The following is a 15121-nucleotide window of genomic DNA, read 5'->3' as shown; positions in this document are numbered from 1 at the left end:
GCCCGCGGGGAGCTGCTGTGTTTTCGAGTGCGCATTCAAGGCTTGAGCAACTCGGCCACGGCGGTAAGTGCCAGTTCGTAACCCAACGCCCCGAGCCCGGCGATGACGCCGGTGGCGGCCTTGGAGAGGTAGGAGTGATGCCGGAAGCGTTCGCGCTTCCAGATATTGCTCATGTGCGCCTCGATGATCGGGCCGTCGAAGGCCAGCAGCGCGTCGAGGATCGGCACCGAGCTGTAGCTCAGCCCGGCGGCGTTGATCACAAGGGCGTCAGCGTGCAGGCGCGCTTCTTGAATCCAGTCCACCAGCACGCCTTCGTGGTTGCTCTGGCGAAAGTCCAGCCTCAAGCCCAGTTCGGCGGCGTGGCGTTGGCAGCGTGCTTCGATGCTGGCAAAACTCTCATTGCCGTAGGTGCCGTTGCTATCCAACCCATACAGGTTGGCGTTGGGCCCATTGAGGAAATACACGGTGTGGGGCATGGGGTTCTCCTGCTTAGTGCGCGACGCTCAGCACGACTTTGCCGACATTGGCGTTGGCTTCCAGCAGCCGATGAGCTTCGGCAGCCTGGGCGAGGGGGATTTGCGCATGCAGCTGCGGGCTGACCAGGCCGGACGCCAGCCAGGGCAAAACGCGGGAGCGGATGCACACCGCCAGGCGGGCTTTTTCGGCGTGGCTTTTAGGGCGTAGGGACGATGAGGTGAGGCTCAGGCTTTTGCGCATCAACAGGCCCAGGTCCAGCTCAATGTGCGCGCCTTGCAGGAACGACAGGCTCACATGCCGTCCCCCCATCGCCAGCGCCGCCAGGTTGCGCGCCACGTAGGGGCCACCGACGTTATCCAGGACCACGTCCACGCCGCGATCTTCGGTGCAGTCCTGCACCACCCGGACGAAGTCTTCCGTGTGGCGGTCGAGCGCGCGCCAAACGCCGAGCGCTTGCAGCATCGCGACTTTCTGCGGGCCGCCAGCGGTGGCGATCACCCGCGCACCGGCAGCCTGGGCGCACTGCACGGCGAAGCTGCCGACGCCACTGGCGGCGCCGTGGATCAGCACGCTGTCGCCACTGCGCAGGCGCCCCAGTTCAAACAGGTGGTGCCATACCGTAAACGCGGCCTCCGGTATGCCGGCGGCGTGGTGCAATGACACGCCCACGGGTACCGGCAGGCAGTGCGCCGCCTCGGCCACACAGTACTCGGCGTAGCCACCGCCGTTGAGCAGCGCCATCACGCGATCGCCCACGGCAAATTCGTCCACATCGCAACCCCGTGCAACCACGATGCCTGCCGCTTCCAGGCCCAGTACGTCGGTGACACCGGGCGGTGTCGGCAAGCCGCTGCGTTGCATCAGGTCCGGGCGGTTGACACCCGCGGCCGCGACACGAATCAGCACTTCGCCAGGCTGGGGCGACGGCACCGGGCGTTGCACTAACTGCAACACCTCTGGCCCACCGGGCTCGCGGGCGATCACCGCGATCATACGGTCCAATCGTCCGGCACCACGGCGATCACATCGATCTCCATCAGCCACTCGGGCTGGCCCAGGCCGGAAATCACCAGCCCGGTGGAAATCGGGAACACGCCCTTGAGCCATTTGCCAACCTCCTGGTACACCGGCTCGCGGTAGCGCGGGTCGATCAAATAGGTGGTGGTCTTGACGATGTGCGACAGGTCGGAACCGGCTTCTTCCAACAGTTGCTTGACGTTTTTCATCGCCTGTTCGGCCTGGGCGCGCGGGTCGCCGAGGCCGACCAGGTTGCCGTCGAAGTCGGTGCCGATCTGGCCGCGCACATAGATGGTATTGCCGGCGCGCACGGCCTGGCACAGGTCGTTGTCCAGCGCCTGGTTGGGGTAGGTCTCTTTGGTATTGAACATGCGGATACGGGTGTGGGTCGGCATAGCAGGCAACTCATTGCAAGCGGGATGAGTTCAGCTTCACATCGCCTCCGTTCTCGCGAAACCAGCATTTGCGCGGGGTAGTGCTTAGGAAAATCCGAAGCCCGTGCAGGTTATCGGCGCGCGCAGGACCCGGCACGAACCCTGCAACGTCGCCTGCACAGTCATTGTTGAGGGGCAGGTGTGATGCTCAGTCGTATTACTCAGCGTCAACTGGAGTATTTTGTGGCGTCGGGAGAGGCGGGCAGCATCAGTGCGGCCGCTGAGCGCATTCATGTGTCATCGCCGTCGATCTCGGCGGCGATCACCCATATGGAAGCCGAACTGGGCATCCAGTTGTTTATCCGTCATCACGCCCAGGGTATTTCCCTGACCGCCGTGGGGCGCTTGGTGATGCAAGAGGCCAAGCAGATCCTGGAGCAGATGAGCAACCTCTATACCATCGCCTCGGAATCATTGAACACGGTGCGCGGGCCGTTGCGGGTGGGCTGCCTGGAGTCGCTGGCGCCGATGATTACGCCCGAATTGGTGTTTGGTTTTGGTCGCGCGTTTCCCGGCGTGCGGTTGACCCAAACCGAAGGCAACCATGAGGAACTGCTGGAAAAACTGCGCAGCGGCGAGCTGGATATCGCCCTGACTTACGACCTGGTAACCAGCCCGGACATCGACTTCCAACCCCTCGCGCACCTGCCGCCCTATGTGATGGTCGGCGAGTATCACCCGTTGGCCAGCCTGTCGGCGGTCAGCATGCAGGACCTGGAAGCGTACCCGGTGGTGCTGCTCGACACGCCCTGGAGCCGCGACTATTTCCTCAGCCTGTTTATGCAGGCGGGCACCACGCCGAACATCATCATGCGCTCCACCAACCTGGAAACGGTGCGGGCGATGGTGGGCAATGGCATTGGCTATTCCTTCGCGAATGCGCGGCCCAAATCGAACATGTCCCAGGACGGCAAGCGGGTGATCCGCCTGCGCCTGGCCGGCGCGCATCGGCCGATGAAGCTGGGCTATGCCACTGCGAGCAACACCCTGCTGTCGCGCGTGGTGTCGGCATTTGCCGAGCGCTGCCGCATGTTTGTGTCCGACCAGTACATCCCCGGCATGGCGCCGCCGAGCTTTTTTGACCCCCATGCGGTGCGCTCGCTCAGCAGTGTGAACTGAGAACGCACCAGAAGGTGGCGTTCGCGGCACGCTGAATTGCAGCGTGCACCCTTTTAGCCAAACCACACAGTCTGTTCACTGTAGGAGGGGGCTTGCTCCCGATTGCGGAGGGGCAGCCGGATGATGGGGTGCTGATGCACCGCTATCGGGGCATGGGTATCTACACAACTTTTGGCATGGCCCTGAACCTGTGGCGAGGGAGCTTGCTCCCGTGACGGCTCGGGAGCCGACGACTATCTAACTGATGCATCGCGACCTAAATGTGGGAGCGGGCGGTGCGACGATTCGACTTGCCCCCGATGGCGGCCTCTGGGCCGACTATTTTTTTGGTTTGGACCGGGTACATATCCGTTGCTGCGGTAACGGCCACTTAGGGTTCCGCCCTTACGGCGGCTCACTTTGGAAAAGCCCCAAAGTAAGCAAAGGGCTCTTGCCCCACCACTCGGCACCTCGCCCAGGCTCGGTGTGCCCGCAATCCGACAGTGATTTGGGGGGCCGCCGCCACGCGCCATCCATGGCGCGGGGCGGCTAAACCGGCATCCCTGCCGGTTTACCCCCCAAATCACTGTCGAATTGCGGCCAGCGTGGTTTAACGGGGCGCCTGAGATCAAGATCAAAAGCAAGATCAAGGGCGGCTCGCTTCGCATCGTGGTTAGCGTTGGCTAATACAACATTGTGTAGATACCCATGGCTATCGGGGGCAAGCCCCCTCCCACAGTGGATGTGGGGTGTTTTCAACAGTGGGGGAGGCGCTGCGTAGGTTCTGCCTACCCAGTGGACCGGCTTTTACGAATTGACCCCAAGTGCCTCTCGCCACGACTCTGAATCCATTGATGCAGATCAACGTTTTGCACGTTCGATCGGCCATTTCTTTTTTCTGCAGGGCACAGCGACGATGACATTTGATTGGAACTACATGTTGGGTTTGCTGGGTGACGCCGAGTTCTGGCGAGCGACGTGGACGGTGATCAAGCTCAGCACCCTGACCTGGGTCTTGAGCATCGGTTTTGGCTTTCTGCTGGCGCTGGCCAAGCAATCCAGGCACGCGCTGCTCAGCGTGCCGGCGCGGGGTTATATCTGGTTGTTCCGCAGCCTGCCGCTGCTGGTGCTGCTGATCTTTATCTACAACCTGCCCCAGGCGCTGCCCGCCACCTCGGTGGTGTTGGCCGACCCGTTCTGGTCCGGTCTGCTGGCCCTGGTGATCTGTGAAACGGCATACGTGGCCGAGATCCATCGCGGCGGTTTGCTCTCGATCCCCAAAGGCCAGGGCGAAGCGGCGCGGGCGTTGGGCCTGAAGTTTTTCGGCACCCAATGGCGCGTGGTGATCCCCCAGGCGCTGCGAGTGGCATTGCCGTCCCTGGCCAACGAATACATCTCCATCGTCAAGCTGACTTCGCTGGTGTCGGTGATCTCGCTGACGGAAATCCTGATGGTCGGCCAGCGCCTGTATTCGCAGAATTTCCTGGTGATCGAAACCATGGCCGCGGTGGCGTTCTTCTACGTGTTTATCGTCACGGTGTTCGACTTCCTGCTCAAACGCCTGGAGCGCCTTCTCGATGTCAACCAGCGCAATGTCTCGCGCGTTCCCGATGCGGCGGTGCTGGCCCTGGCCACACAACAGCGCAGCGCGTTGCAGCGCCCGGTGAGTACCGGTGTGTCGGCGCTGCAGGCCACGCGACTGCACAAGGCCTACAACGACATCGAGGTACTGGGCTCGGTCAACCTGCAAATCCAGCCGGGTGAAGTGGTGTCGGTGATCGGGCCGTCCGGCTCGGGCAAAACCACGCTGATCCGCCTGCTCAACGGCCTGGAGCCATTGGACAACGGCGAGATCCAGATCAACGGCCAGCCTTTCATTCACCTCAGCAAGGTCGGCGCGCAGAAACCCCAGTACACCGAGCACGCCGAGCACCGCCTGAACATCGGCATGGTGTTCCAGAGCTTCAACCTGTTCCCGCACTTGAACGTGCTCGACAACCTGCTGATGGCGCCCAAATACCACCGCCTGGGGCGTACCGACGAGCTCAAGCAACAGGCCTACGCGCTGCTGCACAAGGTCGGCATGCTCGACCATGCCTGGAGGTACCCGCACCAACTCTCCGGCGGCCAACAGCAGCGCGTGGCCATTGCCCGCGCCCTGATGATGCGCCCGCAGATCATGTTGTTCGACGAGCCCACCTCGGCGCTGGACCCGGAGAAAGTCAACGAAGTGCTGCAAGTCATCGAGGCCTTGGCCGAGGAGGGCATCACCATGGTGATCGTCACCCACGAGATGAATTTCGCGTTCAAGGTCTCCGACCGGATCGTGTTCATGGAGAAGGGGCGGGTGGTCTGCGACGACACGCCCGCGGTATTGCGCAGCGGTCAGAACCCACGCGTGGAGGCGTTCCTCAAGGACGTCTCGCTGGCGTGATCGCTTTAACGTTCAGGAAAAAGACAATGATCGAGCAAGCACAAATCGAGCAGTTCCAGCGCGACGGATACCTGGTGGTGGAAGGTGTGTTGTCGATGGACGAAGTGGCCGCGCTGCAGCACGACTTCGACCAGTGGGTCGAAGAGAGCCGGCGCCATGACCAGGGATGGGGCGCTACCGTGGATGGCCGCGCGCGCTTCGACCTGGAAGGCGACCACCGGCCTGACCACCCCTCGTTGCGCCGGGTCAGCTCGCCCACCGAGATTTCCACGGTGTATGAACGCGTGGCCTTGCACTCGCGCATGGCCGAGATTTCCGCGCAGTTGATTGGTGGCGGTGGCGCGCGTTTCCACCACAGCAAGATCAACTCGAAACTGCCCCACACCGCGACCCAGGTGAAGTGGCACCAGGACTTTTTGTTCACGCCCCACAGCAACGACGACATCGTCACTGCCTTGCTGATGGTCAGTGAAGTCACCCCGCAAAACGGCCCGCTGAATGTGATCCCCGGCAGCCACAAAGGCCCGCTGTGGTCGCACTGGCAGAACCAGCGCTTCACCGGCGCGGTGGACGATGCGGTGGTGCAGGAACACTGCCAGCAACCGGTGGCCTGCTACGGCCCGGCCGGCTCCGTGTGCTTCATGCACACGCGGCTTTTACATGCTTCCAGCCCTAACGAGACCGAACTGCCGCGCACCCTCTTCATCAGCGTCTACGCCGCTGAAGACGCGCTGCCATTCGGCGAAAACCCACTGCCCAGCGCACATGCCGGCCTGCTGGTGGCCGGTGAAGAAAGTGGCGTGGTGCGTTCTACGGATAACCAACTGCGCTTGCCGCAGAAACCCCGTGGCGCCTCGTTCTTCGTGCAACAGGCCGGACAAGATTCTGCCACTGCCTAACCTCCCAACCCCCTTGCAGGTATTGACCATGACAGCGTTTCGTAAAAGTGTTCGACCCCTTGCCGTGTGCCTGCTGGGCGCTGCGGTTGCGATGACTTCGTTGGCGGCTTCGGCGTTCCAGCAGGAAGGCAAGATCGTCGCCGGTTCCGATGTGACGTTCTTCCCCTACGAGTACATGGATAACAACAAGCCGGCGGGCTTTGATATCGAGTTCATGGACGGCCTGGGCAAGGTCATGGGGCGCAAGGTCGAGACCCTCGACACGCGCTTTCCCAACCTGATCACCGGCCTGCAAGCCGGGCGTTTCGATGTGACCAATTCGTCGATGTACATCACTGCCGAGCGGGTCAAAGTTATCGACATGATCCCCTACCTCAAGAGCGGCGAGTCGATCCTCACCCTCAAGGACAGTGCGTTCCAGCCCAAGACCCCGGAAGAATTCTGCGGCCACAAGATCGGCTCCATGGGCGCCACCTCGTGGCTGGCGCAGATGAACAAACTGTCGGCCGAGTACTGCGTGGCCAAAGGCTTGAAGCCGATCCTGATCAGCGAATACAGCACCGACCCGCAAACCACCCAGGCGCTGCTTGCGCATGCGGTGGAGGCGCAGATCACCGACGCGGCCGTGGCCCGTGGTGTGATCGACAAGCTGGGCAACCGCGTGGTGATTTCATCCGACACGTTGATCTACCCGGTGCTCAACGGCTTCGGCGTGAAGAAGGGCAATGACACGGTGAAAAAAGCCCTGCTCGACGGGCTGGACAAATACCGCGCCACGCCTGAGTACGCGGCCTTGCTCAAGAAATACAACTTCGAGGCGCCGACCGATGCCGACATTGCGGCGTTGATGCCCAAGTAACCTGACCCGCGCGCCGCAGTCCGCTGCGGCCGCGCCCTGCGGAGACCGATCCATGGCGTTATCCCTCGAAGAACAAACGCGCATCGACCTGGCGGCGACCTTTCGCATCATTGCCCACCTGGGCATGCACGAGGCCGTGGCCAACCACTTCAGTGCCGCCGTGTCGGCCGATGGCAAACAGTTTTTGCTCAACCCGAAGTGGAAGCACTTCTCCAGGATCCGGGCCAGCGATCTGTTGCTGCTCAACGCTGATGATTCATCCTGGGCCGAGCACCCGAACGTGGACGCCACTGCCTGGTCGATCCACGGGCAGATCCACCGCCTGCTGCCGCACACCCGTGCTGTGCTGCACTTGCACCCGGTCTACACCACGGCGGTGGCGTGCCTGGCCACACCGCATATCCCGCCGATCGACCAGAACACCGCGCGCTATTTCAACCGTGTCGCGGTGGATGAACTCTACGGCGGCATGGCCGACACCGAGGCCGAAGGCGCGCGCCTGGCCGGCTTGCTCGACGGCAAGCGCCGCCTGCTGATGGGCAACCACGGCGTGATGGTGACGGCCTCGTCCATCGGTGAAGCCTTCGACGATATCTGGACCCTGGAGCGTGCCTGCCAGATCCTCGTCACAGCGTGGTCCACGGGGCAGCCGCTGCGAGTGTTGTCCGATGACGTCGCGGAGAAAACCGCACGAAGTTGGGAAGGCATTGCGGATTTCTCACGCCGGCACTTTGAAGAAATGAAGCAGATGATGATCGACGCCGACCCCTCGGTACTCGATTGAGGAGCGCTCAATGACTTTTTCCGTTGTCGCCCGCTGCGCCGAAACGGGCCAGTTGGGTATAGCAATCAGCTCGTCGAGCATTGCGGTGGGCGCCCGTTGCCCATGGCTGCGGCCCGGGGTGGGCGCGGTGGCCTCGCAGAACATTACCTTGCCGAGCCTGGGGCCGCAGGTGCTGGACGTGTTGGAGCAGGGCATGGCAGCCAGTGAGGCGCTTGGCGCGGTGCTTGCCGGCCAGGAGCACCGTGAATATCGTCAAGTAACGGTGATCGATAGCCAGGGGCGCACCGCGCATTACAGCGGTGCCCAGACCCTGGGCATTCACGACGCGGTCAGCGGGGAACAGTGTGTTGCCGCCGGAAATATGCTGGCCAATCGCGCAGTGATCAGCGCCATGGTACGCGCCTTTGAGCACGCCAGCGGGCACCTGGCCGAGCGCCTGCTTGCCGCGATGCACGCCGGCCAGGCCGAGGGCGGCGAAGCCGGGCCGGTGCATTCGGCGGCCCTGGTGGTGGTCGATGACCTGCCGTGGCCTATCGTCAACTTGCGTGTGGACTGGGCCGATACAGACCCGATTGGCGGCCTCGACCAACTCTGGCAGGCCTATCGCCCGCAACTGCAGGACTACCTCGACCGCGCCCTCAACCCGCACCTTGCACCGGGCTATGCGGTGCCGGGAGACGACCGATGAACCACAGCCGTGACCTGCTGGCGCAACTGGTGCGCTTTGACACCACCAGCCGCGAATCCAACCTGGCGCTGATCGACTTCGTGCGCACCTATTTGCAGGGCCACGGCGTTGCCTGTGAACTGTTATTCAACGAACACAAGAGCAAGGCCAACCTGCTGGCGACCATTGGCCCGGCGGATGTGCCGGGCATCGTGTTGTCCGGGCACACCGATGTGGTGCCGGTGGACGGCCAACGCTGGAGCGTGGCGCCGTTCGAGCTGACGGAACAGGACGGCAGGTTATACGGGCGTGGCACGGCTGACATGAAGGGCTATATCGCCTGCGTACTGGCCTGCGTGCCAACGCTGGTACAGGCGCCGTTGCGCATGCCGGTGCACATTGCGCTGTCCTATGACGAAGAAGTGGGCTGCCTGGGTGTGCGGGCGTTGATCGAAAGGTTTCAGGCCCAACCGGTCAAGCCGCTGCTATGCGTGATCGGTGAGCCCACCGAGCTCAAGCCGGTGCTGGGGCACAAGGGCAAATTGGCCATGCGTTGCGACGTACACGGCGCGGCGTGTCATTCGGCGTATGCGCCGTCGGGCGTCAACGCCATCGAATACGCGGCGCGCTTGATCAGTGAACTGGTACGGCTTGGCGAAACACTCAAGGCGCCGGCGCAGCTGGATCCGCGTTTTGAACCGCCATTCTCGACGGTGCAGACCGGTGTGATCAGCGGCGGCAAGGCACTGAATATCGTCCCGCAGCAGTGCACGTTTGACTTTGAAGTGCGCTCGCTGCCGGCCCATGACCCTTGGCAGGTGGCCAACCAACTGCGTGAGTACGCCGAGCACACCCTGCTACCGGCGATGCAGGCGGTGAGTGCGCAGTGCGCGATCGGCTTCAGCGAGTTGTCGAGCTACCCCGGGCTGGTGACCTCCCTGGAAAGCCAGGCCGCCGAGTGGGTCGCGCAATTTTGCGGCTCTCGAGACTACGGCACCGTCGCCTTTGGCACCGAGGGCGGCCTGTTTGACCAGGTGGGGATCCCCACGGTGGTGTGCGGGCCGGGGAGCATGGAGCAGGGGCACAAGGCCGATGAATTTATCAGCCTGGCGCAACTGGAGGCGTGTGATCGGATGTTGGCGCGGGTAGTGGGGTTTGTGCGCCAGTGATTGTTGTACCGCGGGTTATTCAGCGGCGGGGCAATTGGGTTGTTTCAATACCGATCAGTTTTTGTTTGTCCAGATCGAATGGCAACACGTGAAGCTTCAACAGGTCAGAAAAAATGAAGGGTGAAAGTGGCTCCTTGAATCGGCTGGTCATTGGGTAGATCAGGACCAGTTCGCCTTTACTCTCCAGGTAGCGAGTGCCATAGGCGAACATCTGATAGAAATCGCTTTGGGACAGTCCGTAGTTTTTATCGATGTTGTTGCTGTCCAGGCGTTTCCATTTGGCATCGAGCAGCCCTATGTATCCGGCAGGGTGTTTAACCATCAGGTCCGGCTTGAGCTGGAACAGATCGCGGCTTTTGTGTAGGCACAAAAATTTACTGCTTCGTTGAGGTAACAGCTGTGCATCGCTGGCGAGCTGAGTGGGCAGCAGAGCTTCGACATACTTTTCAAATAGCTTCTCCATCGGAAACAACATGCTCAGCCCTTGCCAATCTCCAGACAATGCCAGTGGCATTTGCTGGGAAAGGATGATTTCGCACCATGGCTTGATGTCCCGGTACTGGGCCATCAGCCGATCATTGCGCCACTGTCGGAAATCATGCTCAGTTTGATCACTTTGTGGAATCTCGCTCAGACGACTACGCAGTTCGTGGGCCAGCAGCCAGTGGCTGGGCAAGCGGGTAGCGGCGCACACCTTAAGGAGCGCGGTTTTGAGTAATCGATTTTCGGGGCGGTCGGGTAGATAGACGTCGTGTCGGATTTGAAAATGATGACGGCGGCTGGGGGGTTGGCGCAGCTGTGCCAGGGTGTTGAGCTGTCCGCGCAGGTACGGTTGTTCTTCTTCGATGCGCTGATACTCAAAGCGCAGGCCGCATTTGATCAGATGCTCCAGCGCCTCCAGAAACTGGCCCATGACCCACTCGCTGATCGGTGCGTCGAATAGATCGAGGGCCGCTTTGCCGACGATGCGGGTCTTGAGTTTCAGTGCGGCCTGAATCATTTTTTGCAGTAGCGCTCGGCTTGCAGGAGCCCCGTCCGCTTCATCAGTGGTCTTCGGCAGAATCTCCAGCGTAGTGCCACATGGCGTCTGGATCACCCCTACGTAGTTATCCAGTTTCAGTGACTGTCGGCCATCAAGTTGCAATAGGGCCGCACCGGACTTTTTGAACGATGCGTTCAGTTTGCATAAGTGATCAAAGGCACTGGCCGTCACATGGGCGACGTCCAGTGACTCACTGGGTGTTGCCCCGATGGTTAGCTGTGCGTACTCGCGAACAGTTACGGTTTTGTTCAAGAGGGCGTAGCCCCCTCAGGCGCAACCTGTCTGACCTCAATGATCCCGTCAAACGCACTGTGCCGGGTGAAAGCGTCTTCATTGATTCGCCATGGACGGTTATCGAGGGCCTGATCGATCTGTGCGCCAAACAGGTCGGTATTCAAGCGGGTGACCTGATACACAAACCTGTCGGCATTGGGCTTGCGGTGATCGTTCAGTACCCACTGGATGCGCTGCCAGTCTTCGAAAAAATACTCCTGAAGCAACGGGAGGATTTGATTTTGAAAGACAATGCTCAGCAGCTTGAAGCGAGCTTCGCTGTCGGATAAATCGGGGTCGAGCAGCGGCATGAAGTACGCATGTCCCAGGCAATGCTCACGGCCCAGCAGGGCTTCGATACGTTGGTTCATGATGCTCAGCAAATCACCCAGGTCGATGTCGCCCACGCGATGGCCACTGAGGAGCGCAGTGTTGGGCGGCATCTCCTTGAAGACAAAACGGCGACGCAACGCAATGTCCATGCCGGCAAGTGATCGGTCGGCCGTGTTCATGGTGCCTATCAGGTAAACGTTGCTCGGAACGCTGAAGCGTGGTTCGTCTTCATCGGCGTAAGGCAACTCAGCGGATAACGCTTCATCCGCCCCTTCACGCTTGGAGGGTTCGATCAAGGTGATCAATTCACCGAAGATCCGCGAGACGTTACCGCGGTTGATTTCATCGATGATCATCACGAATTTGTCGGCCGCCTTCTGGGCCGGAAGCTTTGGGTCATAAACAGGCAGATGACAGTGTCTTTTCAGATAATCCAGCACGCCCCACAAGTACGTTTCCCCAGCAATAAGGCGCCCCGTCGGGTTTTGTGCATAAAAATCCCGAAGGTCCTTGAGCATGATGCGGGCTTGGGTCTTCGGGCTTGTTGAGTTGGAAGGAAAAACCAGGAGTGTGTGGTCTCGGCTTGGGCGCACACGAAACGCTTTGCCGGTGCGGGTCCTCATTTCCAGCCCATAAACACCGTCTGTATCGGCATCGGCCAGTTCGAGCTCAGCGAGGGTCTTCTTCAATTGATGAATCGCTTTGTCGAGCACATCGTTTTGGGCGATTACACCAATGCGTGCTCGATCACAGAGTTGTTTGAAAACCCCATTGTGTACGCTGTAGGTCAATTGACCGTCCTGCGTTTCAGCGCGGATGCCCTGGATAAAATCTTCGTAGCTGAAGCTTTGATGAAACGTGCAAAACACAATCTGCCCCGCTTTCATCAGCGTTTCGAAGCGTTTCTTCAAGGCAGACCGTTGTTCAGGCTCGCCGTGATCCCTTAGAAAATCAGGGTCGAGGATTTCCAGTGCGGCGTTGATCGAATGGTAGGTTTTCCCTGTGCCTGGCGGGCCAAACAGGATTTGATTCAAGGGAACCGAGGAAGCTTGCATGGTGTTATGTCCTTTCATGCACTGATCTTGCGGCAATGGCAACGCTGCGAGGGGGCGAGCGTGGTCAAAAAGCTCGTAGAGCTCCCACATCGCCACATTGTTTTTAATCTCGTGTGACGGATCCAGCCCTGCGTCACGCATAAACGCCTTGAGCGCACGGTTGAGCCCAGCCCAGTTCTGATCCAAATTGCAGCGCAGTTCAAAATACTTCGCCATTCCCTTGAGCAGGGAGATGAGGTCTTGCCTGTTAAGCAGCGATGAGTAGTGTTGCGGTGCTACGGCGGCAAAGACGCGATGGATCACTGAATGCAGTGTCCTGGAAAAGATTCCACGTTGTTTTGCATTCGCCCAGTCTTGGTAGACCTCATTCAGGGTTTGCTCATCGGGTGAATGCAGGATTTTTTTCGTGAACTCGAAAAGCAGCGCTTTGCCCGACTGGAACTCCGCGTTGTAAAGATGGCCTGGGGCGACGCCGGTAACGCCGTTTTGACTCCACTCCCAGAGTTCAGCGAGTAACGACTCGCTCAGCTCATGTTCGCCGCTGCGGACCTGTGCAACTCGATGGGTCAACTCCTCATAGCGCGCGAGCCATTTTTTGTGACCATTGCCGCGATCGGCGTCGGCATAGGCGGCGTAGGTTGCAAGGATGTGCTGCCCTTGGGCCTGCTGCCATAGCGTTTCCAATGGCCCAGCCAGTGGCTCCTTTAAGGGGGCACAGTCTTGGAGCGTTACCCAATCCTGGTCTGCAAACCACTGCTGTAGGAGCACCAGCGGCACGAAGCCGTTGGCGCAGTCCGCATGCACTTGGTCTACCCGAAAATGCACAGTGCGCTCATTCGGGTTCAAGGCGTGATGGGGCGCTTCAATAATGTGGCCACTCGCATATAGGCCCTGCCGCTCGGGGCCCATGCGAAGCACATACACTCGATCATCTGGCTGGAGATTTTCGCTGCAGGGCCACGCGACTTCAGCACCAGGCTGCAAGGCTTGCAGCCTTTCAGTCGCTTGTTCGCGGTATTCGTGAGGTGTTGAATTCCATTTCAAAATCCAGCTGCTGGACGACATTCATGTCTCTCAGACGAAGGGAAAAAACGCAATGCTGCTTGTTTACCAAGCGCGATGCACGCTAGGGGGGGGGATGGCCAATTAACAGTACTCGTTTAACGGCTAGGTGGCTATGTGTAAAGAGGCGTGGATGACAGCGGATAGTCTGTTTGATGCGCGGATGCTGGAGCAGCGGTATGACGAGCTGCTGCCATTGCAGACTCGCAGGGCCTCGATAGCCCTGACCGTCGGCCTACACCACCGAGCAAAACGGCGCCAGCCTTTACCTCATCTTCTTCACCCAGCATGATGCGCCGCTCGCACTGACATTCGCGGTGAAGAAGGAACCTCAGTTGAACGAACACACACTCTCCACCCGCCTGGAACGCGTGGCGGCGCATGTGCCGCCTGGGGCGCGGTTGGCGGATATCGGCTCGGACCACGCGTACCTGCCGGTGGCGTTGATGCGTCGCGGTGTGATCGCAGCAGCGGTGGCGGGGGAGGTGGCGGCGACGCCCTTCCACGCGGCGGAACGGACCGTGCGCGACAATGGCCTGGAGCAGCAAGTCAGCGTGCGCCTGGCCGATGGCTTGGCGGCCGTCACGCCGGCAGATGCGATCACCGCCGTCAGCCTGTGCGGCATGGGCGGCGAGACGATCCGTGACATCCTCGCCAGCGGCACGGCGTACCTCAACGGCCAGGAGCGTCTGATCCTGCAACCCAACGGCGGCGAGCAATCGCTGCGCCACTGGCTGATGGACAATGGCTACCGCATCCTGGTCGAGGAGCTGTTGCAGGAAAACCGTTTCTACTACGAAATCATCGTCGCCGAACGTGCCGAACCAGTGGTGTACAGTGCCGAGGCGTTGTACTTCGGCCCGCTGCTGATGCAGGCGCGCAGCCCGGTGTTCCTGGCCAAATGGCAACGCCTGCTGCGCCAGAAACACAAGACCCTGGCCAGTTTCCAGCAAGCGCGGCAGGCGGTGCCGCAGGCCAAGGTGCAGGAACTGGTCCAGCAGGTGCAGTGGATTACCGCGTTGCTGGCTTGAACTCAATTCAACGATTCATCAAGGAAGCCCACCATGGCAGACGCCACCGACTCAGCCTTCTACGACCGCGCCGACGCCCATATCGAGCTGTCGAACGAGCAACTCAAGACCCTTGAAAACATCGGCCAGGTCAGCGCCTCGATGACCTTCGGGACCACGCGTTTCAATGCCTGGGCCAGCGCGCGCAGTTTCAAGTCCGGGGCGGAGATGGCCGACGCACGCGAAGCGCTGTTGAAGTATTTCACCGAGCAATACCGGCTGATGCTTGAGGACAATCTGGATGACCACATCAACAATTTCAGCCAGTACATGCAGGTAAATGCGTCGCCCGCCGGCGAATAAGCGAAAGGGGCGTAAAGAGCGGTTACAGTTTGCCCAGCGTACCTGAGTGCTTTTGCCCCATTTTCGTGCGCGCCGCGCCCGTTATTCAGCCGCACCCTGCCTATCTGCGGGCCCCATGCCGACGGCCCGTATCTTGCTTGAGCCT

Annotated in this window: 14 protein-coding genes; 9 read left to right on the top strand and 5 right to left on the bottom strand. The window is 60.6% G+C overall.

All coding sequences use genetic code 11. From position 1 onward, the window contains the following. Positions 1-35: 35 nt before the first annotated feature. The 3 genes from AB7933_RS23285 to AB7933_RS23275 are packed head-to-tail and all read right to left on the bottom strand — an operon-like array spanning position 36 to position 1889. On the bottom strand, positions 36-476 hold the full coding sequence (locus AB7933_RS23285) for a type II 3-dehydroquinate dehydratase (protein WP_024076557.1): 441 nt from the start codon (positions 474-476) through the stop codon (positions 36-38). Positions 477-489: 13 nt separating this feature from the next. After that, on the bottom strand, positions 490-1470 hold the full coding sequence (locus AB7933_RS23280) for an NAD(P)H-quinone oxidoreductase (protein ID WP_024076556.1): 981 nt from the start codon (positions 1468-1470) through the stop codon (positions 490-492). Next, positions 1467-1889 carry a RidA family protein gene (locus AB7933_RS23275; protein WP_024076555.1) on the bottom strand — a complete coding sequence of 141 codons (423 nt, stop codon included), beginning with the start codon at positions 1887-1889 and terminating at the stop codon, positions 1467-1469. Before AB7933_RS23275 ends, AB7933_RS23280 begins: the two co-directional genes overlap by 4 nt. Before the next feature lie 183 nt (positions 1890-2072). Between AB7933_RS23275 and AB7933_RS23270 the strand changes: the two genes are divergently transcribed. From AB7933_RS23270 to argE, 7 genes are all read left to right on the top strand, one after another. Next, positions 2073-3047: a LysR family transcriptional regulator gene (locus tag AB7933_RS23270; RefSeq protein ID WP_024076554.1), complete on the top strand. Its 975-nt coding sequence runs from the start codon at positions 2073-2075 to the stop codon at positions 3045-3047. A gap of 895 nt (positions 3048-3942) precedes the next feature. Next, a complete protein-coding gene (locus AB7933_RS23265; RefSeq protein WP_041160984.1) occupies positions 3943-5460 on the top strand; it encodes an amino acid ABC transporter permease/ATP-binding protein in 1518 nt (505 codons plus the stop codon). 26 nt (positions 5461-5486) lie between these two features. After that, positions 5487-6359 carry a phytanoyl-CoA dioxygenase family protein gene (locus tag AB7933_RS23260; RefSeq protein ID WP_024076551.1) on the top strand — a complete coding sequence of 291 codons (873 nt, stop codon included), beginning with the start codon at positions 5487-5489 and terminating at the stop codon, positions 6357-6359. 28 nt (positions 6360-6387) lie between these two features. Beyond that, positions 6388-7218 carry an ABC transporter substrate-binding protein gene (locus AB7933_RS23255; protein ID WP_024076550.1) on the top strand — a complete coding sequence of 277 codons (831 nt, stop codon included), beginning with the start codon at positions 6388-6390 and terminating at the stop codon, positions 7216-7218. Between the two features lie 52 nt (positions 7219-7270). Next, positions 7271-8002 carry a class II aldolase and adducin N-terminal domain-containing protein gene (locus tag AB7933_RS23250; RefSeq protein ID WP_024076549.1) on the top strand — a complete coding sequence of 244 codons (732 nt, stop codon included), beginning with the start codon at positions 7271-7273 and terminating at the stop codon, positions 8000-8002. A gap of 10 nt (positions 8003-8012) precedes the next feature. Continuing rightward, positions 8013-8690, top strand: a complete 678-nt coding sequence (locus tag AB7933_RS23245; RefSeq protein ID WP_024076548.1) for a DUF1028 domain-containing protein — start codon at positions 8013-8015, stop codon at positions 8688-8690. Then, positions 8687-9838, top strand: a complete 1152-nt coding sequence (gene argE, locus AB7933_RS23240) for an acetylornithine deacetylase (RefSeq protein ID WP_024076547.1) — start codon at positions 8687-8689, stop codon at positions 9836-9838. The genes AB7933_RS23245 and argE overlap by 4 nt, the downstream gene beginning before the upstream one ends. A 19-nt stretch (positions 9839-9857) precedes the next feature. Here the strand turns inward: argE and AB7933_RS23235 are convergent, their stop codons facing one another. Together AB7933_RS23235 and AB7933_RS23230 are read right to left on the bottom strand one after the other, a co-directional pair. Then, entirely contained in the window at positions 9858-11132 is a 1275-nt protein-coding gene (locus AB7933_RS23235; RefSeq protein WP_024076546.1) for an McrC family protein, read from the bottom strand. Continuing rightward, positions 11129-13606, bottom strand: a complete 2478-nt coding sequence (locus tag AB7933_RS23230; protein ID WP_236645992.1) for an McrB family protein — start codon at positions 13604-13606, stop codon at positions 11129-11131. The genes AB7933_RS23235 and AB7933_RS23230 overlap by 4 nt, the downstream gene beginning before the upstream one ends. 332 nt (positions 13607-13938) lie before the next feature. Between AB7933_RS23230 and AB7933_RS23225 the strand changes: the two genes are divergently transcribed. After that, positions 13939-14634, top strand: coding sequence for a tRNA (adenine(22)-N(1))-methyltransferase (locus AB7933_RS23225; RefSeq protein ID WP_024076544.1), 696 nt, complete (start codon positions 13939-13941; stop codon positions 14632-14634). A gap of 33 nt (positions 14635-14667) precedes the next feature. Next, positions 14668-14976, top strand: a complete 309-nt coding sequence (locus AB7933_RS23220) for a DUF3144 domain-containing protein (protein ID WP_024076543.1) — start codon at positions 14668-14670, stop codon at positions 14974-14976. The last annotated feature ends 145 nt before the right edge of the window (positions 14977-15121 follow it).

It is taken from the genome of Pseudomonas gorinensis (assembly GCF_042015035.1).
Classification (GTDB): domain Bacteria; phylum Pseudomonadota; class Gammaproteobacteria; order Pseudomonadales; family Pseudomonadaceae; genus Aquipseudomonas; species Aquipseudomonas gorinensis.
Note: the sequence above shows the minus strand (reverse complement) of the source record. Positions and strands in the feature narration are given on the sequence as shown.